We start from the raw sequence: 21,744 nt of genomic DNA, 5'->3' as shown, positions 1-21,744 counted from the left end.
CGCTTTTAACCAGATCACCGCTGGTTGAAACAAAATAGCCTGCATTGCTGCAAGCCATTTCTATTTGGTGCACTCAGGAGGATTCGAACCTCCGACCGCTCGGTTCGTAGCCGAGTACTCTATCCAGCTGAGCTATGAGTGCATGAAGCGTGCGCATTATAAGGATTTGGCTTTCAGAAACAAGCGTTATAAGTGAGCAATTTCAATAACTTATCGCTCTAACGCAGCCACACCTTACAACACTAAATATGGCGGAGAGGGGGGGATTCGAACCCCCGACACCCTTTTGAGATGTACTCCCTTAGCAGGGGAGCGCCTTCGGCCACTCGGCCACCTCTCCGCAACACGGGGCGCATGATAACCATGTTTCCCCCGTTTGCAAAGCCAAAATTTCGATAAAAATTAGTGGCTTGGTTCTTCGCCTTTCTCTTTCTGGATGCGCTGGTAAATTTCTTCGCGGTGCACGGCAACCTCTTTTGGCGCGTTAACGCCGATGCGCACCTGATTACCTTTAACACCCAGCACGGTGACAGTGACTTCGTCACCCACCATCAGGGTCTCTCCGACCCGACGAGTCAGAATCAGCATTACTTTCTCCTTACGGACAACAGTTCGGGACAACAACAATCTGCAAAAATAAAATGATGTCAGCCCCAAACAACCTAAGCAGAGCTTTCATCAAGTATTGACCAGTGTAAGCAGAAATAAAGCCCCTGCTCATGCCAACCAAAAACACGAAAGGCGCGGTAAAAACCGCGCCTTTCGGATGATGCTTCAGTCCGCTTTTCGGGCCGGAGCATCCAGTTCAAAAGCAGTGTGCAGGGCGCGCACCGCCAACTCCAGATATTTTTCCTCTATTACCACGGAGACTTTGATTTCCGAGGTTGAGATCATCTGGATATTGATATTTTCCTTGGCCAGCGCCTCGAACATGCGGCTGGCAACGCCGGCGTGGGAACGCATGCCGACGCCTACAATCGACACCTTAGCGATCTTTATATCGCCAACCACTTCGCGGGCACCCAGCTCGCGGGCGGTATTTTCCAATACCTGCTGGGCAGCGGCGTAGTCGTTGCGGTGCACAGTGAAGGTGAAATCAGTGGTGTTATCGTGCGCTACGTTCTGCACGATCATGTCCACTTCAATATTCGCGGCACTGATTGGCCCGAGAATTTTGAACGCTACGCCCGGGATGTCCGGTACGCCACGGACAGTCAGCTTGGCTTCGTCGCGATTGAAAGCGATGCCGGAAATAATCGGCTGTTCCATGGATGCCTCTTCATCAAGGGTAATGAGGGTGCCCGGCCCCTCTTGGAAGCTGTGCAATACGCGCAGCGGGACGTTGTATTTGCCGGCAAATTCCACCGAGCGGATTTGCAGCACCTTGGAGCCAAGGCTGGCCATTTCCAGCATCTCTTCGAAGGTGATTTTTTCTAAACGCTGAGCCTGTGGCACCACACGCGGGTCGGTGGTGTAAACACCATCAACGTCGGTGTAGATCTGGCACTCATCCGCCTTGAGGGCTGCGGCCAACGCCACGCCCGTGGTGTCTGAACCACCACGCCCGAGGGTGGTGATGTTGCCGAGCTCATCGACACCTTGGAAGCCTGCAACCACCACCACGCGGCCGGCCTTAAGGTCCGCACGCAGCTTTTGGTCGTCAATTTGCAGGATGCGCGCTTTGTTATGCGTGCTGTCAGTGAGAATACGTACCTGACTGCCGGTGTAAGACACCGCCGGCACACCGATTTTGATCAGCGCCATGGCCAACAGGGCAATAGTCACCTGCTCACCGGTTGAAACCATTACGTCGAATTCACGTGGTACCGGCTGACCATCGCTGACCTGTTTGGCCAGCTCAACCAGACGATTGGTTTCACCGCTCATGGCGGAAACCACAACCACAATGTCATCGCCATTTTCACGGAATTTCTTAACTTTCGCGGCTACCTGCTGAATACGCTCAACAGTGCCGACGGACGTGCCGCCAAATTTCTGTACGATTAAAGCCATTTCAAAGCCGCCTCAGCCCGTGAAGGGCGTCCATTAGACATATAACTTAATTCTCTACCAAGATCCGCCGGGCGTATGCCGGACCTTGGGCTGTGCATTTGTATACTGGATATTTAGAGGCCTTGTTCAGCGAACGTCACCGCCAAGCCCAAGGCACCCTCCAGCGCAGCAGCATCGACACCGCCGCCTTGGGCCATGTCTGGACGACCACCGCCCTTACCACCCACAGCCGCCGCGGCTTGCCTCATCAAATCGCCAGCCTTGAGCTTGGCAGTCAGGTTCTGCGTCACGCCAGCCACCAGCACGACCTTGTCGTCCTGCACGCCGCCAAGCAGGATCACCGCGCTGCCCAGCTTGTTCTTCAGCTGATCAACCATGGCCAACAATGCCTTGCCGTCCAAACCATCTAGGCGTGCACTAAGCACCTTAATGCCTTTGACGTCGACAGCCGAACCGGCCAGATCATTACCTGCCGCACTGGCGGCCTTGGCCTTGAGCTGTTCCAGCTCTTTCTCCAGCTGACGGTTGCGCTCCAGCACGCCGGCGAGCTTATCCAGCAGGTTGTCACGGCTACCTTTAACCAGCGCAGCCGCTTCTTTCAGCTGTTCCTCTGCACCATTGAGGTAGGCCAATGCCGCAGCGCCGGTGACCGCCTCAATACGTCGCACGCCGGCGGCCACGCCGCTTTCGCTGATGATTTTGAACAGGCCGATATCACCGGTGCGCTTAGCGTGGATGCCACCGCACAGCTCAACGGAGAAGTCGCCGCCCATGCTCAACACCCGTACCTGATCACCGTACTTCTCGCCAAACAGCGCCATCGCCCCTTTGGCCTTGGCGGTTTCGATGTCAGTTTCCAGGGTTTCCACGTCGCTATTGCCGCGTATTTGGCGGTTGACGATGGTTTCCAGCTCTTTCAATTGCGCGCCAGTGATTGCCTCGAAATGACTGAAGTCAAAGCGCAGGCGCTGACTGTCGACCAGCGAACCCTTCTGCGTAACGTGCTCACCGAGCACCTGACGCAGCGCGGCGTGCAGCAAGTGAGTGGCCGAGTGATTGAGCGCCGTAGCCTGACGCACACTGGCGTCTACTTCGGCTTTGACCGAGGGGCCGACACTCAAGCCGCCTTTGACCGCAACACCGTGGTGCAGGAACGCTCCACCGGCCTTGGTGGTATCGCGCACATCGAAACGCACGCCAGCACCCTCCAGGGAGCCGCAATCACCAATCTGGCCACCGGATTCGGCGTAGAACGGCGTTTGATCGAGGACCACCACGCCCTCCTCGCCTTCATTCAGGCTGTCCACCGCCTCACCTGCTTTAAACAGCGCAATGATTTTGCCGCTGCCGCTGGTGCCCTGGTAACCGAGGAAAGCGGTGTCGCTGTCGACTTTGACCACACTGTTGTAGTCCATGCCGAACGCGCTGGCAGACCGCGCGCGCGTGCGCTGCGCCTGCATTTCGCGCTCAAAACCTTCTTCGTCTAGGGTCAGCTCGCGTTCACGGGCGATGTCGCCGGTGAGGTCCATGGGGAAACCGAAGGTGTCGTACAACTTGAAGATCACATCGCCGGGAATGACCGTGCCTTTAAGCTCGCCCAAGTCCTGCTCAAGAATTTTCAGGCCCTGCTCCAAGGTCTTGGCGAACTGCTCTTCTTCAGTCTTGAGTACGCGCTCAATATGCGCTTGCTGCTGCTTAAGCTCCGGGAAAGCATCACCCATCTCGGCCACCAGCGCGGCAACGATCTGGTAAAAGAAGCTGCCCTTGGCGCCGAGCTTGTTACCGTGACGGCAGGCACGACGGACAATGCGGCGCAGCACGTAGCCGCGGCCTTCATTGGATGGGGTGACGCCGTCGGCAATCAGGAAGCCGCACGAGCGGATGTGATCAGCCACCACTTTCAGCGAGGCCTGCGCCTCATTGGCGCAGCCGATGGCCTGGGCGGCTGCATTGAGCAGGCTCTGGAACAGGTCGATCTCGTAGTTCGAGTTGACGTGCTGCAGCACGGCACTGACGCGTTCCAAGCCCATACCGGTGTCAACGCTCGGCGCGGGCAGCGGATGCAACACGCCGTCAGCCGTGCGGTTGAACTGCATAAAGACGTTATTCCAGATTTCGATGTAGCGATCACCGTCCTCTTCTGGCGAGCCGGGCGGGCCGCCCCAGAGGTGCTCGCCGTGGTCGAAGAAAATCTCGGTGCACGGGCCGCACGGGCCAGTGTCGCCCATGGTCCAGAAATTGTCGGAGGCATAGGGCGCGCCTTTGTTGTCGCCGATACGGATCATCCGCTCAGCCGGCACGCCGATTTCTTTGTTCCAAATGTCATAGGCTTCATCGTCAGTGGCGTAGACGGTGACCCAGAGTTTGTCTTTAGGCAGTTTTAGCCAGTTGTCGCCGGTGAGAAACTCCCAGGCGAAGTGAATGGCATCGCGCTTGAAGTAGTCACCAAAACTGAAATTGCCGAGCATTTCAAAAAAGGTGTGGTGGCGCGCGGTGTACCCCACGTTTTCCAAATCGTTGTGTTTACCGCCGGCGCGCACACACTTCTGGCTGCTGGTGGCGCGGGTGTAGGCGCGCTTTTCCAGACCAAGGAAGCAATCCTTAAACTGATTCATCCCGGCGTTGGTGAACAGCAGGGTCGGGTCGTTACCCGGAATCAGGGAGCTGGAGGCGACACGGGTGTGCCCCTTCTGTTCAAAGAAGCTGAGGAAGGCTTCACGGATTTCTGCGCTTTTCATAGGAATCTTCCAAAAACCAGCGGCCACAACAAAGCCGGCAAAGGGCCGCATTATATCGGCCTTGCGCCAAGGGGCTAGTGTCTTTATTGATAGATAACCGCTATTGGCTTACCAGTTTCATTCAACTCGCACGGAAATCTGCGAAGGCGGCGATGACCTGATTGATCGCCTCCGGCGTGATATCGAGATGAGTGACCATGCGCAGTCGCGGCGCGGCAGTGAGCGTAATCCCCCGCTTAGCGCAGAAAATTTTCAGCGCGCCAGCCTGCTCGCCAAGCTGGGCATAGACCATGTTGGTTTGCACCGGCTCAACCACATAACCCACCTCCCGCAGGCCAGCGGCCAGCCGTTCGGCGTTGGCATGGTCGTCGGCCAACCGCTGCACCTGATGCTCAAGCGCATACAACCCTGCTGCGGCGAGCATGCCGGCTTGGCGCATGCCGCCACCCACCATCTTACGCAGGCGCCGTGCTTTACCGATCAACTCGGCTGAACCGCACAACACCGAGCCGATCGGCGCACCAAGACCCTTGGATAAACACACCGAGACCGAATCAAAGTACTGGGTGATCTGCCGCGCCGGCACGCCTAACTTAACTGCCGCGTTATACAGCCGGGCGCCATCCAGATGCAGGGCCAAGCCACGGCGGGTGGTCAGCTCGCGCGCCGCCTGCAGGTAGACAAGGGGCAGCACCTTGCCCTGCATGGTGTTTTCCAGCGCCAGCAGGCGAGTGCGGGCGAAGTGGAAGTCGTCGTGTTTGATGGCGGCTTCGACCTTGACCAGATCGAGGGAGCCATCCGCTTCGCCCTCGATGGGCTGGGGCTGAATAGAGCCAAGCACGGCCGCGCCGCCGCCTTCATATTTATAAGTGTGCGCCTGCTGACCGACGATGTATTCGTCGCCGCGCGCGCAATGGGCCATCAGCCCGAGCAGGTTGCTCATAGTGCCGGTAGGGACGAACAGCGCCGCCTCAAAGCCCAAATCGGCCGCGAGGTAATGCTCCAGCCGGTTGACCGTAGGGTCTTCGGCGTATACGTCATCGCCCAGTTCAGCCACTTGCATGGCGGCGCGCATCGCGGGTGTCGGTTGGGTGACGGTGTCGCTGCGCAGGTCGATGATGGGCATGGCGGGCGATCCTAGAACAGAGGGGGCACCGATGCTAAGGCGCCACGTATTGGGGAACAAGGTACAGCTAGGGATAAGCACAGCGGGTCAGATTGGCCCGGCACGCATGACGGTAATCGCGGATTGCGCTGGCGCTTATTCGGGCTACTGCTTAACGCCGCGCGATAGTCGGGGAATGCCAAGCAGCACTTAAGACAGCGGTACGTCTTCAGCGGGCACAATCAAGATGCCGGCACGCAGGCCGTTTTTGACCTTGGGGTTGGGGAAGATGATGCATGTACCAGGCTCGCTGATCACCCAGCGGGTATCACTGAGGTCTTCAGCCAACAGGTAGCCGACCGGCAGTTCGCTGAAATTTTCGATATCCGCCGGCAGGTGCAACTGAAAGGCATCGCTGTGCTTGATCACCTCTTGGGCCACGGCAAACAACTTGAGTTTACTCAGGTCATCCGTTACGCCCTCAGGCTCACGCCCTTCGATGAGGGCCTGCAGGTGCAATTCAAGCAAATCCAGGTTGACCAACTCGTTCTGCCCGAACGGCCGCGCCTTGCCCAGTTCCAGAGTAAAGGCCTCGGCTCCTAGCTGAGTGTAGGTGTAGGCACTGAAGGTGACGGAGCTCTTGTTGTGCAGCAGCACCGCTTCGATCCCCGCGGCGCTCAAGCGCGCCAGCTCACGCTGGCTGCGGGGCCGATCTGGCTGAAACGGATACAGGGCAAACTGCTCGATCTTCGACGCGCGGATGGCGGTGTGCAGGTCGTAATGCAAGCGCGCGCGCTCAGGCTTGCTGAAGAAATTGGCAGCCAGGTGCTCCAAGTCGCAGGCGCGCAGCGCTTCGGCGCCGGTGTGCTGATCGTGCTGGCCGTTAAACAGTCGGTTGATGTCCTGTTCGATATAGCGGGCTCCGCTGCGCATGGCGGCGGGGTTGCCGAACAGAAAAAGAAGGCGCGCACAGGGTTGCAACTGACTGCGCGCGATGGCCTGAAGCAGGTCATCAAGCAATTCAATAGGTGCGGTTTCATTGCCATGAATGCCGGCTGACAGCAGCAGGTCTTGGCCGTTGTCGCGGGCCGCGGGCGGCGTCACTTCTAACGCACCTTCAGCCAGCCAACGCAAACGCGTGCCCTCGGTGGTCAGCTGAATTTTCACTGCTGGCTCATGGCCGGCCAAGGTCAGTTCAAGCAATTTACCGAGAGCAAGCATGGGCGGTTCCTCAATCGTGGTGGCAGTCAGGACCGTGCACGTGCTCGTCGTCATCGCTGAGGTCAGCCGCTTCCATTTCCAGCTCCAGGCTGACCAAGTTGGTGGCCAGCGGACGCAGCAGCAGGTTGGCGTATTCAGCAGCGCCCTCCTCGACTTCGACACCGATCATCAACTGGTTATTGCCCACTTGCTGAAACCAGATTTCTTGGCCCTGCCAGATCACGGCAAACCGTGTGCAAGAGGTTTCCAGCTGGGTGCCGTCAGTGTCTTCAAGGATCAGTTGCAGGGCGTCGCTCATAAAATCTCCACAGTGTTGGGTGTCGGGTGGGTGTCGCTTTTGACACCCACCGATGGGTCGATCAAGCGCGACTCACCCTACTCACGCTAATTGAAAGGGATAAACCGCGCCCAGTTTAAGGATCTGCGTCAGTTCATCCAAGGCCGTGCGGCATTCGTTAAGCAATTGTGGGTCAGCCAAGTCATTTTCGCTCAAGCGATCACGGTAATGCGTATCCACCCAAACGTTCAGCGTTTCATACAGCGCCGGGGTCATGATCACGCCCTGATTAACTGCCGCCAGCTCATGTTCTTTAAGCGCCACACGCAGGCGCAGGCACGCCGGGCCGCCGCCGTTTTGCATGCTCTGCTTAAGGTCGAACACCCTGACTTCGCGGATCGGGCCATTGCTGCGGGTCAGCTGCTGCAGGTAATTCCACACGTTGGCGTTGTTGCGGCACTCCTCCGGCACGATCAGCAGCATGCCGCCATCGGCGCGGCTAAGCAGTTGACTGTTGAACAGGTAAGACTTGACCGCATCTTCCACAGCCACTGCACCACGCGGTACGCACACGGCCTGGAAGTTGCCGCCACGGCGGGCGAGCTTATCGCTTAGCTCAGCCAATACCTTGTCTGTATCGAGGAAGGCGTCTTGGTGATAAAACAGCACCTCGGCGTTACCCACCGCGATCACGTCATTGTGGAACACGCCTTGATCGATCACCGCAGGCGTTTGCTGGGCGTAAACCACGCCGTCATCGCTCAGGCCATGCAAGCGAGCCACTGCCTGCGAGGCTTCCAAGGTTTGCCGCGCCGGGTAGCGCTGCGGCGCGGGGAAGCGGCTGTCAAAGGCGCTGCGGCCGAACACAAAAAACTCTACACCAGCATCGCCGTAGCCTTTACAAAAGCGCGTGTGGTTGGCTGCGCCTTCATCGCCAAACTGACCCACAGCCGGTAACGCGGCGTGGTGGGCAAAGTGCTGGTCGCTGGCGAACATCGCGCCAAGCACGCGGCTGGTGGTGGGGTGTTCAATCGAGCGGTGGAATTTGCAGTTGAGGTTGGCGGCAGTGAAATGCACGCGACCGTCGGCCGTATCTGCACTGGGGCTGACGGTGCAGGCGTTGGCCGTCCACATGCTGGAGGCCGAACAACTGGCGACTAACAGCGGCATGGCGTCTTTCGCGGCTTTCTGGATCACCTGCGCATCCGTACCGGTAAAACCTAGGCTACGCAGAACGGCGACATTCGGGCGCTCCTGCGGGGCCAGCACACCCTGCTTGAAGCCCATCTCCATCAGCGCCTGCATTTTCGCCAGGCCTTGCTTGGCCGCCTCTTTGGGGCTGGATGCAACCTGACTGTTGCTTTGCGAGGCGACGTTGCCGTACGACAGACCGCCATAGTTATGCGTCGGCCCGACTAAGCCGTCGAAGTTCACCTCAAAAGCAGACGCATTATCGACGTGGCTCATAGGCTTACTCCCGGCGTTAGGGTGGCAGGCAGGCTCAGGCTATCGGCTTCCAGCGAGGCCACCGGATAGGCGCAATAGTCAGCCGCATAATAGGCGCTGGCGCGGTGGTTACCAGACGCCCCGACACCACCAAATGGCGCGGTGCTGGCCGCACCGGTCAGCTGTTTGTTCCAATTAACGATACCGGCGCGGCTGTGCAGCCAGAACTGCTCATAGTGGGCCTTGGAGTCGGACAACAGCCCCGCCGCCAAACCGTACCGGGTGTTGTTAGCCTCGGCGATGGCGGCGTCGAAATCGGCGTAGCGAATCACCTGCAACAGCGGGCCAAAGAATTCCTCATCCGCACGCTCGGGCACATCCGTCACATCGATAATGCCTGGTGTGAGCAAGGCTGCGCCCTGCAGCGGTTGGGTCATTTCCAGCAACGGCTTCGCACCTTGATTCAGCAAGTGCTGTTGCGCCTTGATCAGGTGCCGCGCGGCGTCCAGGGAGATCACCGAACCCATAAAAGGTGCCGGCTGTGCATCAAAACTACCAACCTTGATGCTGGCCGCCACCTCCACCAAACGTTCCAGCAAGCTGTCGCCCCACGCGCCTTGCGGCACCAGCAAGCGCCGCGCACAAGTGCAACGCTGGCCGGCCGAGATAAAGGCCGACTGGATAATGGTGTACACCGCCGCGTTAAGATCGCTGACCTGTTCGACCACCAGCGGGTTATTGCCGCCCATTTCCAGCGCGAGGATTTTATCTGGACGCCCGGCGAACTGGTTGTGCAGCAGGTTGCCCGTGCGGCTGGAACCGGTGAAGAACAAGCCGTCGATACCATCATGCGCAGCCAAGGCCACGCCAGTATCGCGCGCGCCCTGCACCAAGTTGAGCACGCCGGCTGGCAAGCCCGCCTCAATCCAGCACTTGACGGTCAGCTCGGCAACTTTTGGCGTCAGCTCGCTGGGTTTGAACACCACGCAGTTGCCGGCCAAGAGCGCGGGGACAATGTGCCCGTTAGGTAAGTGGCCAGGGAAGTTATAGGGGCCAAACACCGCCACCACGCCATGCGGCTTGTGCCGCAAGACGGCAGTGGCATCCGCCAGCGGGCCGCTTTTCTCGCCGGTGCGCTCACGGTAACTCTGGATCGAGATGGCGACCTTATTGGCCATGCTGGCGACTTCAGTGGCGGTTTCCCACAGCGGCTTACCGGTTTCTTCACCGATGCAGTAACCCAGCGCGTCGGCATGCTGTTTAAGGGTCACGGCAAACTGTTCAAGCACACCGATGCGCTCATCCAGCGAGCGCGAGGCCCAGGCTGGGAACGCTGCGCGGGCAGCTTGCACGGCAGCGTTTACCTGTTCAACGCTGGCCGCCTGACCCTGCCAGATGGCTTCCTGGCTGACCGGGTTGAGTGATTCTAGGGCTTCGCCCTGACCTGCGTGCCACGCACCGGCGATGTAATGAGTGCTCATCTTGTTTTATCACTCCCAGCAAGGTGTAGACCCGGCATCCGCCGAGTCGGCAATTTAGACACAGCCGCGCTGCATAGCGGCGCGTAGCTTTTAGCCGCGAGCGGAGACAGCGACCGCGCGCACCTGATCGCCCGCTGACAGCTGCAAGCGCTTAGCGGTTAGCGCATCAACCACCAGCGTGCCGGCGGCCATACGTGCGGCGGCGGCGGTAATTCGGCAGTTTTCGCGTTTGCGGTTGTGAATGAGGTACTGCGGGGCGTCATCGCCCGGCGTGCCAATGGCCAGCACCAGCACCTGGCTGTCATGCACCGCGCGGATTTTTGCGGTTTCGGCTTCAATCGCCGGGCCGGCGTCGAAAATATCGACATAGCCTTGATAGCTGAAACCCTCGCCCTTGAGCATGGCCAGCGCCGGTTCGGTATCGGGATGGACACGGCCGATGATGTTGCGCGCATCCTCGGAAAGAAAGCACGTGTACAGGGGGAACTTGGGCATCAGCTCGGCAATAAAGGCCTTATTACCAACCCCGGTAAGGTAGTCAGCTTGGCTGAATTCCATCTTAAAAAAGTGCCGCCCCAGGCTTTCCCAGAACGGCGAACGGCCCTGCTCATCGGACATGCCGCGCATCTCGGCAATCACCTTGTCGCCAAACAGCTCACGGAACTCGGCGATAAACAAAAAGCGCGCTTTCGACAACAAACGACCATTGAGGCCGCTGCGCTGGTCGCTGCGCAAAAACAGCGAGCACAGTTCGGAGTTGCCCGTCAGGTCGTTAGCCAGAAACAGCGTGGGGATTTGCCGGTGGATATTCAGCTCTTGGGACGCGCTGACAGTCAAGCCGACGCGGTAGTTGTACCAAGGCTCACGCAGACCAACGGCGCCTGCGACCGCCGAGATACCGACCACCTCACCGTTGTCGTCTTCCAGCACAAACAGGTAGTCCGCATCGGCGCGCGCAGCTTCGCCGCTGAAGGTTTTTTCGGCCCAACCGACGCGGTGCGCCAAGCGCTCCTCATTGGCGGGCAAGGTGGTCAGACCAGCGCCGGTGCTGCGCGCCAACTGGAACAGGGCAGGCAAATCGGCGCTGCGGACGGGACGAACGATCATGCGTTAACTCCTTCCTTAAACCGCAACCAAGCGCACGCTCACGCCTTCACCGACGCCCAAGGCCTCGGCGGCCGCAACACTGAGGGTAACGGGCTTACCCGGCACCCAATCCAGCTCCGCGACAATCGCGCGGAAATCCTGCAACTGGCCATTGCAGACCAAGTAGGGTCGACTGCCCTTACTCGGCTCGCTTTTTTCTACCGCAACGCGCACGGGCACCACGCGGCTCTGAGCAATCGAGCGGATGCCCGAGGTGCGCGCATGCAGGGTCGGGCCGCCATCGAAGATGTCGATGTAATGATCAGTCTCGAAGCCTTCACGCATCAGAATGTCAAAGCTGATCTGCGCGCGCGGGTGCACTTGGCCCATGGATTCTTGAGCGGCATCGGGCAGTAATGGCACGTAAATCGGGTAATGCGGCATCAACTCAGCAAGGAAGGTGCGACTCTTCAGGCCACACAAACGCTCGGCCTCGGTGTAATTCATGTCGAAAAAGTTGCGCCCCACCGCATCCCAGAACGGCGAATCACCCGCCTCATCGCTGGTTCCGACGATTTCCACCACCACCGCATCGGCAAAGCGCTCCGGGTGATTGGCCAGAAACAGTAAGCGTGCCCGCGAGTTCAGCTCCGACCAGGCGGTGTTCACCAAGGCCCGGTCAACATAGAAGCTGGTCAACAAACTGTTGCCGGTGAGGTCATGGCACAGCGAGAGGACGTGAATCTTGTTATGGATTTTCAACTCACGGGAGTTGTGCACAAAGGTTTCGTTACGGAAGCTGTAAAACGGCTCGGAATAACCCGCCGAAGCGACGATGCCGGAGCAGCCGACCAGACGGCCGCTGGCGCTGTCTTCCAGCACGAAGAAGTAACTTTCTTCACCGTTAAAGCTGACTTCAGCGGCAAACGAGGCTTCCGAAGCAGCAATTTTTTCACGCAGACGATCACTGTCGTCCGGCAGTGAAGTCACACCAACCGGGCTGTCCGCGGCCAGACGCTGCACGTCAGTCAGGTCAGCCATTTGCGCGGGGCGCATCACCAGCATGGTGCCACTCCTTTTGATAAAAACTCTAAGAGGCGCTTGCGAGCCACTTAGAGAAAACCGCAACCGTAGTTACGGCACACACAGAGACGGGCGTCCTTGCTGTTAGCTCAACCCTTCCATGGGTCGAGCGAACCGGCTATCAGGCCTGCGTTAGCTTGGCCACTGCACGCTCTAGGCGGGCCAGACCTTCATCGATATCGGCGTCTTCGACCACCAGGCTTGGGGCGAAGCGCACCACGTCCGGGCTGGCCTGCAGGACCATCACGCCTTCAATCGCCGCTGCATCGAGAATGGCCTTGGCCTTGCCCTTCCAGGCATCAGACAGCACCGCACCGATCAACAAGCCCAGACCGCGCACCTCGCTGAATACGCCGTATTGCTGGCCGATCTGCTCCAGCTTGGTTTTGAAGCGCTGATGCTTGGCGCTGACGCCCGCTAGCACCTCGGGGGTGTTGATCACATCGATGACCGCTTCACCCACCGCACAGGCCAACGGGTTACCGCCGTAGGTGGTGCCATGGGTGCCGACGGCTAGGTGCTTGGCCAGCTCATGAGTGGTGAGCATGGCGCCAATCGGGAAACCGCCGCCCAAGCTCTTAGCGCTGGAGAGAATATCGGGTGTGACGCCGTAATGCTGATAGGCAAACAGCGAACCGCTGCGGCCCATACCGCTTTGCACCTCATCAAACACCAGCAGGGCATTGTGCTGGTCGCACAGTTCGCGCGCGGCTTGCAGGTAAGCCAAATCGGCTGGCATAACGCCGCCCTCACCCTGAATCGGCTCCAGCACCACGGCGCAGGTTTTATCCGACACGGCGGCTTTCAGCGCTTCGATATCGTTAAAAGGAATGTGGCTAATGCCCTGAATTTTCGGACCAAAGCCCTCGGAGTATTTCGGCTGACCACCCACGCTGACGGTAAACAGGGTGCGGCCGTGAAAGCTGTTGGTCGCCGCAATGATTTCGCATTTGTCTTCGCCGTATTTATCAAACGCGACGCGACGAGCCAGCTTGAACGCCGCCTCGTTGGCTTCAGCACCGGAGTTACAGAAGAACACCCGGTCAGCGAACGTGGCGTCGATCAGCTTGCGGGCTAGGCGCAGGGCCGGCTCGTTGGTAAACACGTTGGACACATGCCAAAGCTTGCCGGCCTGTTCAGTCAGTGCCGCAACCAAGGCAGGATGGGCGTGGCCCAGCACATTAACGGCGATGCCGCCGGCAAAGTCGATCAGCTCGCGACCGCTTTGATCCCACACACGCGAACCGGCGCCGCGCACGGGGATAAACGCTGCGGGTGCGTAGTTGGGCACCATCACCTGATCGAAATCGGCGCGCTGCACCGGGTCACGTTGAACCGGGTGGCGCTCCACCGGATCGTGCTGAACAGACATCTGAACTCTCCTGACAAGGAACACCTGTATTGGCAAACAGGTGACGTAAGCGATTGTAGGGACTGAGCCAAGGTTGGCATTGCCGCCATGCGACAACTTCTTACAGCGCCAACCCAAGGAAAACCGCTGCTTGCGCAAATGCGACAGAAAGCATCGGGAAGGCGCAGTTTAAATGCAGCTCGCCACCTTGGCGCGGTTTAATCGGCCCTGGGCAAAAGGTTTTTATCGCTTACGGCTCCCTGCGCACGGGCTCTGCAGGCTCGGCGCACATGCGCCACCTAAGTCGCGCACCAAGAGGCTCGGTTTAGCTCACGCGGGGACGGGAATACTGGCCGGCACAGGCGGAGTTTCCAGCTGCAGAAACTCAATCAGCTGAGCTTTCTGCGCCATGGCATCTTGGTAACCCAACTCGATCAACTCGCTGCAATAACCCGGCTCAAATAACAGGTAACTCAGCACACCAGCGCCGCTGGCCTTGGTTGCCCCCGGGCCACGCAAAAATAGACGCAGTGCTTTGGGCAGCTCATGCCGATGACGCGCAGCAATTCGGTCCAGCGGCTGGCTGGGTGAAATCACCAACACATCCACCGGCTTTAGACCCAACCCGCGCGGCTGATTCTCAGCCGGGATCAGCCGGCCCATCTGATTCAGCCGCTCCAGCAACTCGATATCGCTTTCCAAGTTGTCAATAAAGGTGCTGTTGAGCATATGCCCGCTGATCTGCGCCAGGCTCGGCGGGCGGGTTTGCCGCGAGCGCACCACCGGCGCCTGTGCCTGCGGGCCAACCGGGTTATCACTGACCCCCACCACTAACACCCGACTCGCCCCCAGATGCAGTGCTGGGCTGATCGGTGCGGACTGACGCACCGCACCATCGCCAAAGTATTCGCGGTTGATCTTTACCGGCGGGAATATCAGTGGAATCGAGGCACTGGCCAGTAGATGCTCCAGTGCCAGACGGGTCGGCACGCCCACACGGCGATGACGAAACCAAGGGTCGATAGCCGCACGGCCTTGATAAAAGGTCACCGCTTGGCCGCTTTCATAGCCAAAGGCGGTGACGGCCACCGCACGCAGCTTGCGGTGGCGCACGGCAGCGGCAATCCCGCTGAAGTCCATCTCCTTCGCCAGCAATTTGGCCAGCGGCGCACTGTCGAGCAGCGCCACCGGCACCTCGCCGCCCAAGCCGAGCAGACTGTGGCCGATAAAGCGGCTGGCTTGGCGTAGCACGCCCGGCCAATCACTGCGGTACACCTGGTGGGTATGAAAACCCTGCCAAACACTGGTCAGCCGGCGCACTGCCTCTCGGAAGTGCAACGCCCCGCAGGCTAAACCCACGGCATTGATGGCGCCGGCTGAGGTACCGACGATCACCGGGAAGGGATTATGCGATGCATCAGGGAGCAGATCAGCAATCGCCGCCAGCACACCCACTTGGTAGGCCGCCCGCGCACCACCGCCGGAAAGAATCAGCCCGGTAATTGGCTGACTGGTTGAAGCGCTGTGCGACATAGGCTGTTCCCCACTTTTTTGCCAGTATAGGAGCCAGCCAAGCGCACGCGGAACCCGCACACGCCAAGAAAACGAGCCTTATTGCGCAGTCCGCCAATTGAATGACAGCTCAGCGCTTCTTTTTATAGAGCTTTGCCTCACCTTGCGGCCGCGTCTTGAAGCGTCGATGCGCCCACAGATACTGCTCAGGACAAACGCTGACGGCCTGCTCAATCCATTGATTAATCCGCAGGCAATCCGCTTCATCGTTTTCAGTGGGAAAATTCACCAGCGGCGGATGGATCACCAATCGATAGCCTTGGCCGTCGGGTAAACGCTGCTGGGTAAAGGGTATTACCTGCGCCCGGCCCATGCGCGCGAACTTACTGGTCGCTGTCACCGTGGCGGCGGGCACGCCGAACAACGGCACAAAGATACTGCGCTGGGCGCCGTAGTCCTGATCCGGCGCGTACCAGACGATGCCGCCGCCACGCAGCAGCTTGAGCATGCCACGCACATCATCACGGCCAATCACGCCAAGCAGGCGCTGCTCGCGGCCGCAGCGCTGCACATAATCGAATAGCGGGTTCTTATGCGGTCGGTACATGCCATACACGCCTTGCTCCAACCCTAAAAGGCCGCCGCCCATTTCCAGGGTGGTGAAATGCAGCGCCATCAAGATCACCCCCTGACCGTCAGCCTCGGCTTGGCGCAAATGTTCCAGCCCCTCGACGGTGCCCAGCCGACGCAGACGCTCGGCGGGCCACCACCAAGCAATGGCCATCTCAAAGAAGGTAATCCCGGTCGAAGCGAAGTTTTCTTTTAATAGCGCCTTTCGGTCAGCCGCCGTCATGTGCGGGAAACACAGCCCTAAGTTGCGCGCCGCGATCTGCCGCCGCGAGCGGGCCAGGCTGTACATCAACGCGCCAAGACCACGACCCAGCAGTAGCAGCGCTTTATAAGGCAGCTGGGCGATCAGCCATAACAGGCCTAAGCCAAGCCACAACAGCCAGAAACGCGGGTGCAGAAAATAAGTGCGGAAAACAGGACGATCCATAACACAGGTCCAAAGCATGCAACAAAGCGCGGCATTCTATCAGGAGTTTTCCGCGCCCTTGGTTTAGCCGCTTGCAACTTGCTAGCGCGCGGCGTTCTCGCTATAAGTCCGGCTTAATTTATTAGGCCGCGTCAGGCAAACCATGAGCCAAGCTGATCTTCTCGAGCAAGACCCTGTATTCCAGCTAAAAGGCAGCATGCTGGCTATCACCGTGATGGAGCTGGCGCACAACGACCTCGCCCGCCTCGATTTGCAACTGAGCGAAAAAGTTGCGCAAGCCCCAGCTTTTTTCAGCAATACCCCGCTGGTGTTGGCCCTCGACAAATTGCCGGAGGGTGAAGGCGAGCTCGATCTAGCTGAGCTAATGGCCGTGTGTCGCAAGCATGGCCTGCGTACGTTAGCGATCCGTGCCAACCGCGAAGCTGACATTGCAGCGGCTGAAACACTGGACTTACCAGTACTGCCGCCCTCGGGCGCGCGCGAGCGGCTGATCGAACTCGCACCGCCGACACCACAAAAACCTGCTGAGCCGGAGCTCAAACCGAGCAAAATCATTACCAGTCCAGTACGCGGCGGCCAGCAAGTGTATGCCCAAGGCGGCGACCTCATTGTCTTGGCCCCGGTTAGCGCCGGTGCGGAACTTCTCGCCGATGGCAACATCCATGTGTACGCCCCGATGCGCGGTCGTGCGCTAGCGGGCATCAAGGGCAACCTAAAGGCGCGGATTTTCTGTCAACAAATGGGCGCCGAGTTGCTCTCCATCGCTGGCCACTACAAGGTCTCTGAGGACTTACGCCGTGAGCCACTATGGGGCGAAGCGGTGCAGGTCAGCTTGTCGGGTGACGTGTTGAACATCACCCGCCTTTAACGGATACTGCCGCCACTTTTCAAACAGGGCATCCGGACGCCTGAATAGGCCACGGAACCTGCGTTTTCTCTACCTTTTAGGGTGAATCACCTTGGCCAAGATCCTCGTTGTTACGTCCGGTAAAGGTGGTGTTGGTAAAACCACCACCAGCGCTGCCATTGGTACCGGCCTTGCCCTTCGCGGGCACAAAACTGTCATCGTCGATTTCGACGTCGGCCTGCGTAACCTTGACTTGATCATGGGCTGCGAACGACGCGTGGTGTATGACTTCGTCAACGTGGTCAACGGCGAAGCGACCCTGTCGCAGGCGCTGATTAAAGATAAGCGCCTGGATAATCTGTTTGTGTTGGCTGCCAGCCAGACGCGCGACAAAGATGCGCTGACCCAGGAAGGCGTTGAGAAAGTTATCAACGGGCTGCGTGAAACCTTCGAATACGTGGTCTGCGACTCGCCGGCCGGTATCGAAAAAGGCGCGCACTTGGCCATGTACTTCGCTGATGAAGCGATTGTGGTGACCAACCCGGAGGTTTCCTCGGTGCGTGACTCAGACCGCATGCTCGGCCTGTTGGCGAGCAAATCGCGGCGTGCCGAGAAAGGCGAAGAGCCGATCAAGGAACACTTGCTGCTGACCCGCTATAACCCAGAACGTGTGGTCAAAGGCGAAATGCTCGGCGTGGAAGACGTTGAGGAAATCCTCGCCATCCGCCTGCTCGGCGTGATCCCTGAGTCGCAAGCGGTGCTCAAGGCCTCGAACCAAGGTGTGCCGGTGATTCTGGATGACCAGAGCGACGCAGGCCAAGCCTACAGCGACGCGGTTGACCGCCTGCTGGGCAAGGAAGTGGCGCATCGGTTCCTCGATGTGCAAAAGAAGGGATTCATGCAGCGCATGTTTGGGGGTCGTGAATGAATATTTTTGATTTCTTTCGTGAGCGAAAGAAAGAAACCACGGCGTCTATTGCCAAAGAACGCCTGCAAATCATCGTCGCCCACGAGCGCGGCCAGCGCAGCCAGCCGGACTACCTGCCAGCCCTGCAGCAAGAGCTGGTTGAAGTGATCCGCAAGTACGTCAACATCGACTCGGATCAAGTCCAGGTCGCACTGGAAAACCAAGGCAGCTGTTCCATTTTGGAACTCAACATCACCCTGCCAGACCGCTAAACCGGTTATCACAGCAGAGCCTGTATCAATGGCGGCCTTAATGGCCGTCATTTTATTTCAGCCTTACACAAAACCTGTAGGTGCGGACTTGTCCGCGAAGCGTTTAAGCAGCACCGGCAAAGTCATCGCAGGCAAGCCCGCTCCTACACCAGCAGACCGACGCGCACTCAAGAAGCCCATGCCCCTCAGCCAAGTAGAAATTCTCCACCAAGACGCCGCCCTGCTGGTGATTAACAAGCCCACCCTACTGCTGTCGGTGCCCGGCCGCGCGGAAGATAATCGTGATTGCTTGGTCACCCGCCTGCAGGAAAACGGTTACCCAGAAGCACGCATCGTCCATCGCCTGGACTGGGAAACCTCAGGCATCATCGTTCTCGCCCGCGACGCCGACAGCCACCGCGAACTGTCGCGCCAGTTCCACGACCGCGAAACCGAGAAAGCCTACACCGCGCTGTGCTGGGGCCAACCCGAGCTGGACAGCGGCAGCATCGACCTGCCACTGCGTTACGACCCACCGACTAAACCACGCCACGTGGTCGACCATGAACAAGGCAAACATGCGTTGACCTACTGGAAAGTGCTGGAGCGTTGCGGCGATTTTTGCCGCGTCGAGCTCACACCGATCACTGGCCGCTCACACCAACTGCGCGTGCACATGCTCTCCATCGGTCATCCGCTGCTCGGCGACGGCCTGTATGCCCACGCGCAAGCGCTCGCCGCCTACCCACGCCTGTGCCTGCACGCCCGCATGCTCTGCCTGACCCATCCGCAAACAGGCGAGCGCATGCGCTTTGAGTGCCTGGCACCGTTTTAAGGACAGATCGCATTGATAAGCACTGTAGGGTGGATGACGCTATTTTCATCCACCATTGCCGTTGGTGGATGGGTAAAGCGCCATCCACCCTACGAGGCTGAAAGCACTCCGTAACCCTGATTGCATCCAGGCTGCTTTCACCCCTGCTTACGCGGCCAGATCAGGGTAAAGCACGCTCCACCGAGGCTTTCGCTGCGGCTGATTTGCGCACGACCGCTGTGCCAGTAGGTGATACGGCGCACGATGGACAAACCCAGACCATGTCCGCCAGAGGCGCGGGTGCGGCTGTCGTCCAAGCGCAAAAAGGGTGTAAAAATGTGCTCCCAGGCCTCTTCCGGCACGCCGGGGCCGTCATCTTCGACATCCACCCGGCAACGCTGCGCGCCTATCTGGTAACTCACCCGCACCCGCGACTCAGCATGGCGCATGGCGTTGCTCACCAAGTTCTGCAGGGCACGGTGCAGGTAGCGCAGCTCAGCCTCAACACAGGCGCCGCCGCCATCCAAGGCATCGCGTGAAGGGCCGTGTTCAACCCGCACGCTGGCGCGCAGCGGAGCCAGCTCGGTAACCACTTGATCGATCAGCTCATTCAGGTCGACCTGCTGGAAGTTCAGCGCTGGCGCACCCTGCTCGAGGCGTGCGTAGGTGAGCATTTCGTCGACCAACTTGTCGAGGTCCTGAATATCATTGTCCATGCCCGCCATGTATTTACGCCGCGCCGCATCGGTTTGCGCATCACCGATCATCTCCAGGCCGAAACGCAACCGCGCCACTGGCGTGCGCAGTTCGTGTGACACCGCCCGCACCATCTCCCGCTGAATACCCAAAGACCGCTGCAGGTGCTCAGCCATGGCGTTAAAAGCCGCTGCCAGCCGCGCCACTGAATCTGTGCCACGGGTTGGCGCGCGGGCATCCAAGCGGCCACTGGCAATCTGCGTGGCCGCCGCCTCGACGTCACGCAAGCGCTGCTCCAGCGGCCGCACCAACAGGTAAACCATCATGCCGATCAGGCTCAGGCTAAGTGCGCCGATCAGCACCAACCATTGCGCCGGGTAAGGGTCCATCTGGTAAAGAGGACCGATTTCCAGCACCCAAGGCGTGTCGACGATGCCGGAGAACACATAAATGCTGTCACCGCCACGGCCCAAGGCCATCACCGTATCGCCTTCATCCACGCGGCGACGCTGGTCAGGGTCGAGGTCGGCCTGATCGAGGCGCACTAGGCGCAGGTCGAAACCGAAGCGCTTATCGCGCTTAAGCGCGGCCAGCCGGCTTGGCTGCTCGTCCCAGGGGTAGCGCACCAGCTCATCAATCAACAAAAAGCTGGTGGCACGCGCCAGTTGCTCACTGACCTGCTGCACATCGGCGACCAGCAACAGCGGCTGTTCCCCCAGCTGGCTGTAAATGCGCGCCTCGTGCGGGCCGGTCTGCTGCACCAGCACCTGGCCACGGCGCAGGTTGTTGCGCGCGCTGCTGTCGAGGCCAGCCTCAGGCAGCGACGAGACCTGCATCGGAATACCGAGCAAACGCCCCCACACCGCGACGGCGCGGCGCCGCTCAATGTCCACCATCGGCGTGAGGTTATCAGCCATCAGGCGGAAGGTGCCCTGGGCCAGACGTTCGCGGTATTGATCCACACGCACGTCGTTAAGTAACTGCAGCGCGCCGACACCGAGCAATGCCACCAGCACCAGCACGGCCAGCATGCCGGCATAGATACGCAGGAAGATCGAATTCATGGGCGGCTCACGGCGCAGTTCATGCCATGGCCTCGGCTGCCTCGGCCACAAACAGATAACCCTTGCTGCGCACCGTTTTGATCAAGCGCGGGTGCATCGGGTCATCACCGATTTTCGGCCGAATACGCGAAATACGCACGTCGATGGAGCGGTCCTGGCCGTCGTACTCAATGCCGCGCAGGGCGTTGAAGATTTCCTCGCGGGAGAGAATCCGCCCGGCGTTGGAGGTCAGCAGCCACAACAAATCGAACTCGGCACTGGTCAGCTCAATGCCCTGCTCACCCAGCCAGGCCTCGCGCATGGCACTGTCGATCACCAGCGGGCCGAACTGCAAACGCCGGCGCTCGCTCAGCTCTTGCGCCTCATTGCTTTCATGGCGGCGCAGCAGCGCGCGGATACGCGCCAGCAACACGCGCGGACGCACTGGCTTGTAGACATAGTCGTCCGCACCCATCTCCAGGCCGAGCACCTGATCCATGTCGTCGGTGCGTGCGGTCAGCATCAGAATCGGCCCCTCGTATTGCCCGCGCACCTTGCGGCAGATCGATAAGCCATCCTCGCCCGGCAGCATCAGGTCGAGAATCACCAGGTCAGGTTGCTCCTGCAAAATCCGCGCAGCCGCCTTGGCACCGTCCATTTCAATGGACACATTAAGGCCGTTGCTTTGCAAGTATTCACGGGTCAACTCAGCCAGACGTTGATCGTCTTCCACGATTAGAATTTGCCAATCTTGCTGCTCCACCACATTCACTCCTGACACGGCTGCGCCCCGATCGAGGCGCGCCGCATTGTAAC

Annotated in this window: 19 protein-coding genes and 2 tRNA genes; 4 read left to right on the top strand and 17 right to left on the bottom strand. The window is 59.4% G+C overall.

Annotation, left to right across the window (positions count from 1 at the left end):
• Window positions 1–65: 65 nt before the first annotated feature.
• The 15 genes from WF513_RS05230 to WF513_RS05160 all read right to left on the bottom strand — a co-directional run bounded on the left by WF513_RS05230 (window position 66) and on the right by WF513_RS05160 (window position 16,370).
• Window positions 66–142 (bottom strand) — tRNA-Arg (locus tag WF513_RS05230).
• Window positions 143–249: 107 nt separating this feature from the next.
• A tRNA-Ser gene (locus WF513_RS05225) sits at window positions 250–340 on the bottom strand.
• Window positions 341–402: 62 nt separating this feature from the next.
• Window positions 403–588 (bottom strand): carbon storage regulator CsrA, encoded by a 186-nt coding sequence (gene csrA, locus WF513_RS05220; protein ID WP_025165378.1) that lies wholly within the window; start codon window positions 586–588, stop codon window positions 403–405.
• Window positions 589–774: 186 nt separating this feature from the next.
• On the bottom strand, window positions 775–2,013 hold the full coding sequence (locus WF513_RS05215) for an aspartate kinase (RefSeq protein ID WP_339082108.1): 1,239 nt from the start codon (window positions 2,011–2,013) through the stop codon (window positions 775–777).
• Window positions 2,014–2,126: 113 nt separating this feature from the next.
• Entirely contained in the window at window positions 2,127–4,751 is a 2,625-nt protein-coding gene (alaS, locus tag WF513_RS05210; protein WP_339082106.1) for an alanine--tRNA ligase, read from the bottom strand.
• 121 nt (window positions 4,752–4,872) lie between these two features.
• The gene (ltaE, locus tag WF513_RS05205) at window positions 4,873–5,877 is read right to left on the bottom strand and encodes a low-specificity L-threonine aldolase (RefSeq protein WP_339082104.1); all 1,005 of its coding nucleotides are present in this window, start codon (window positions 5,875–5,877) and stop codon (window positions 4,873–4,875) included.
• Window positions 5,878–6,066: 189 nt separating this feature from the next.
• Window positions 6,067–7,077 (bottom strand): succinylglutamate desuccinylase, encoded by a 1,011-nt coding sequence (astE, locus tag WF513_RS05200; protein WP_339082102.1) that lies wholly within the window; start codon window positions 7,075–7,077, stop codon window positions 6,067–6,069.
• Between the two features lie 10 nt (window positions 7,078–7,087).
• Window positions 7,088–7,375 carry a topoisomerase II gene (locus WF513_RS05195; protein ID WP_339082100.1) on the bottom strand — a complete coding sequence of 96 codons (288 nt, stop codon included), beginning with the start codon at window positions 7,373–7,375 and terminating at the stop codon, window positions 7,088–7,090.
• Window positions 7,376–7,456: 81 nt separating this feature from the next.
• Window positions 7,457–8,821 carry an N-succinylarginine dihydrolase gene (astB, locus tag WF513_RS05190; protein ID WP_339082097.1) on the bottom strand — a complete coding sequence of 455 codons (1,365 nt, stop codon included), beginning with the start codon at window positions 8,819–8,821 and terminating at the stop codon, window positions 7,457–7,459.
• Complete coding sequence (gene astD, locus WF513_RS05185; RefSeq protein WP_339082096.1) at window positions 8,818–10,281, bottom strand: succinylglutamate-semialdehyde dehydrogenase; 1,464 nt, start codon at window positions 10,279–10,281, stop codon at window positions 8,818–8,820. The genes astB and astD overlap by 4 nt, the downstream gene beginning before the upstream one ends.
• A 90-nt stretch (window positions 10,282–10,371) precedes the next feature.
• Window positions 10,372–11,388 (bottom strand): arginine N-succinyltransferase, encoded by a 1,017-nt coding sequence (gene astA, locus WF513_RS05180; RefSeq protein ID WP_339082094.1) that lies wholly within the window; start codon window positions 11,386–11,388, stop codon window positions 10,372–10,374.
• 15 nt (window positions 11,389–11,403) lie between these two features.
• A complete protein-coding gene (gene aruF / locus WF513_RS05175) occupies window positions 11,404–12,432 on the bottom strand; it encodes an arginine/ornithine succinyltransferase subunit alpha (RefSeq protein ID WP_339082092.1) in 1,029 nt (342 codons plus the stop codon).
• Between the two features lie 139 nt (window positions 12,433–12,571).
• Entirely contained in the window at window positions 12,572–13,822 is a 1,251-nt protein-coding gene (locus WF513_RS05170) for an aspartate aminotransferase family protein (RefSeq protein WP_339082090.1), read from the bottom strand.
• A 309-nt stretch (window positions 13,823–14,131) separates the two neighbouring features.
• Window positions 14,132–15,334 (bottom strand): patatin-like phospholipase family protein, encoded by a 1,203-nt coding sequence (locus WF513_RS05165; protein WP_339082088.1) that lies wholly within the window; start codon window positions 15,332–15,334, stop codon window positions 14,132–14,134.
• Window positions 15,335–15,443: 109 nt separating this feature from the next.
• A complete protein-coding gene (locus WF513_RS05160; protein WP_339082085.1) occupies window positions 15,444–16,370 on the bottom strand; it encodes a lipid A biosynthesis lauroyl acyltransferase in 927 nt (308 codons plus the stop codon).
• A gap of 142 nt (window positions 16,371–16,512) precedes the next feature.
• Between WF513_RS05160 and minC the strand changes: the two genes are divergently transcribed.
• The 4 genes from minC (at window position 16,513) to WF513_RS05140 (ending at window position 19,210) form a co-directional block, all read left to right on the top strand.
• Window positions 16,513–17,238, top strand: coding sequence for a septum site-determining protein MinC (minC, locus tag WF513_RS05155; RefSeq protein ID WP_339082083.1), 726 nt, complete (start codon window positions 16,513–16,515; stop codon window positions 17,236–17,238).
• Window positions 17,239–17,329: 91 nt separating this feature from the next.
• Window positions 17,330–18,145 carry a septum site-determining protein MinD gene (gene minD / locus WF513_RS05150; protein WP_339082080.1) on the top strand — a complete coding sequence of 272 codons (816 nt, stop codon included), beginning with the start codon at window positions 17,330–17,332 and terminating at the stop codon, window positions 18,143–18,145.
• Window positions 18,142–18,396, top strand: a complete 255-nt coding sequence (gene minE / locus WF513_RS05145) for a cell division topological specificity factor MinE (RefSeq protein WP_025165363.1) — start codon at window positions 18,142–18,144, stop codon at window positions 18,394–18,396. The genes minD and minE overlap by 4 nt, the downstream gene beginning before the upstream one ends.
• Window positions 18,397–18,574: 178 nt before the next feature.
• Window positions 18,575–19,210: an RluA family pseudouridine synthase gene (locus WF513_RS05140; protein WP_339082072.1), complete on the top strand. Its 636-nt coding sequence runs from the start codon at window positions 18,575–18,577 to the stop codon at window positions 19,208–19,210.
• A 137-nt stretch (window positions 19,211–19,347) separates the two neighbouring features.
• Here WF513_RS05140 and WF513_RS05135 read toward each other — a convergent pair whose 3' ends face one another.
• Together WF513_RS05135 and WF513_RS05130 are read right to left on the bottom strand one after the other, a co-directional pair.
• Window positions 19,348–20,949 (bottom strand): ATP-binding protein, encoded by a 1,602-nt coding sequence (locus WF513_RS05135; protein ID WP_339082070.1) that lies wholly within the window; start codon window positions 20,947–20,949, stop codon window positions 19,348–19,350.
• 19 nt (window positions 20,950–20,968) lie between these two features.
• Entirely contained in the window at window positions 20,969–21,691 is a 723-nt protein-coding gene (locus tag WF513_RS05130) for a response regulator (protein WP_339082068.1), read from the bottom strand.
• Window positions 21,692–21,744: the final 53 nt, after the last annotated feature.

It is taken from the genome of Pseudomonas sp. TMP9 (genome assembly GCF_037943105.1).
Lineage (GTDB): Bacteria > Pseudomonadota > Gammaproteobacteria > Pseudomonadales > Pseudomonadaceae > Aquipseudomonas.
Note: the sequence above shows the minus strand (reverse complement) of the source record. Positions and strands in the feature narration are given on the sequence as shown.

Excerpts from the sequence above, each read along its gene's own strand:
- csrA (WP_025165378.1), bottom strand. The coding sequence starts at position 588 with ATGCTGATTCTGACTCGTCGGGTCGGAGAGACCCTGATGGTGGGTGAC.
- WF513_RS05215 (WP_339082108.1), bottom strand. The coding sequence starts at position 2,013 with ATGGCTTTAATCGTACAGAAATTTGGCGGCACGTCCGTCGGCACTGTT.
- alaS (WP_339082106.1), bottom strand. The coding sequence starts at position 4,751 with ATGAAAAGCGCAGAAATCCGTGAAGCCTTCCTCAGCTTCTTTGAACAG.
- ltaE (WP_339082104.1), bottom strand. The coding sequence starts at position 5,877 with ATGCCCATCATCGACCTGCGCAGCGACACCGTCACCCAACCGACACCC.
- astE (WP_339082102.1), bottom strand. The coding sequence starts at position 7,077 with ATGCTTGCTCTCGGTAAATTGCTTGAACTGACCTTGGCCGGCCATGAG.
- WF513_RS05195 (WP_339082100.1), bottom strand. The coding sequence starts at position 7,375 with ATGAGCGACGCCCTGCAACTGATCCTTGAAGACACTGACGGCACCCAG.
- astB (WP_339082097.1), bottom strand. The coding sequence starts at position 8,821 with ATGAGCCACGTCGATAATGCGTCTGCTTTTGAGGTGAACTTCGACGGC.
- astD (WP_339082096.1), bottom strand. The coding sequence starts at position 10,281 with ATGAGCACTCATTACATCGCCGGTGCGTGGCACGCAGGTCAGGGCGAA.
- astA (WP_339082094.1), bottom strand. The coding sequence starts at position 11,388 with ATGATCGTTCGTCCCGTCCGCAGCGCCGATTTGCCTGCCCTGTTCCAG.
- aruF (WP_339082092.1), bottom strand. The coding sequence starts at position 12,432 with ATGCTGGTGATGCGCCCCGCGCAAATGGCTGACCTGACTGACGTGCAG.
- WF513_RS05170 (WP_339082090.1), bottom strand. The coding sequence starts at position 13,822 with ATGTCTGTTCAGCACGATCCGGTGGAGCGCCACCCGGTTCAACGTGAC.
- WF513_RS05165 (WP_339082088.1), bottom strand. The coding sequence starts at position 15,334 with ATGTCGCACAGCGCTTCAACCAGTCAGCCAATTACCGGGCTGATTCTT.
- WF513_RS05160 (WP_339082085.1), bottom strand. The coding sequence starts at position 16,370 with ATGGATCGTCCTGTTTTCCGCACTTATTTTCTGCACCCGCGTTTCTGG.
- minC (WP_339082083.1), top strand. The coding sequence starts at position 16,513 with ATGAGCCAAGCTGATCTTCTCGAGCAAGACCCTGTATTCCAGCTAAAA.
- minE (WP_025165363.1), top strand. The coding sequence starts at position 18,142 with ATGAATATTTTTGATTTCTTTCGTGAGCGAAAGAAAGAAACCACGGCG.
- WF513_RS05140 (WP_339082072.1), top strand. The coding sequence starts at position 18,575 with ATGCCCCTCAGCCAAGTAGAAATTCTCCACCAAGACGCCGCCCTGCTG.
- WF513_RS05135 (WP_339082070.1), bottom strand. The coding sequence starts at position 20,949 with ATGAATTCGATCTTCCTGCGTATCTATGCCGGCATGCTGGCCGTGCTG.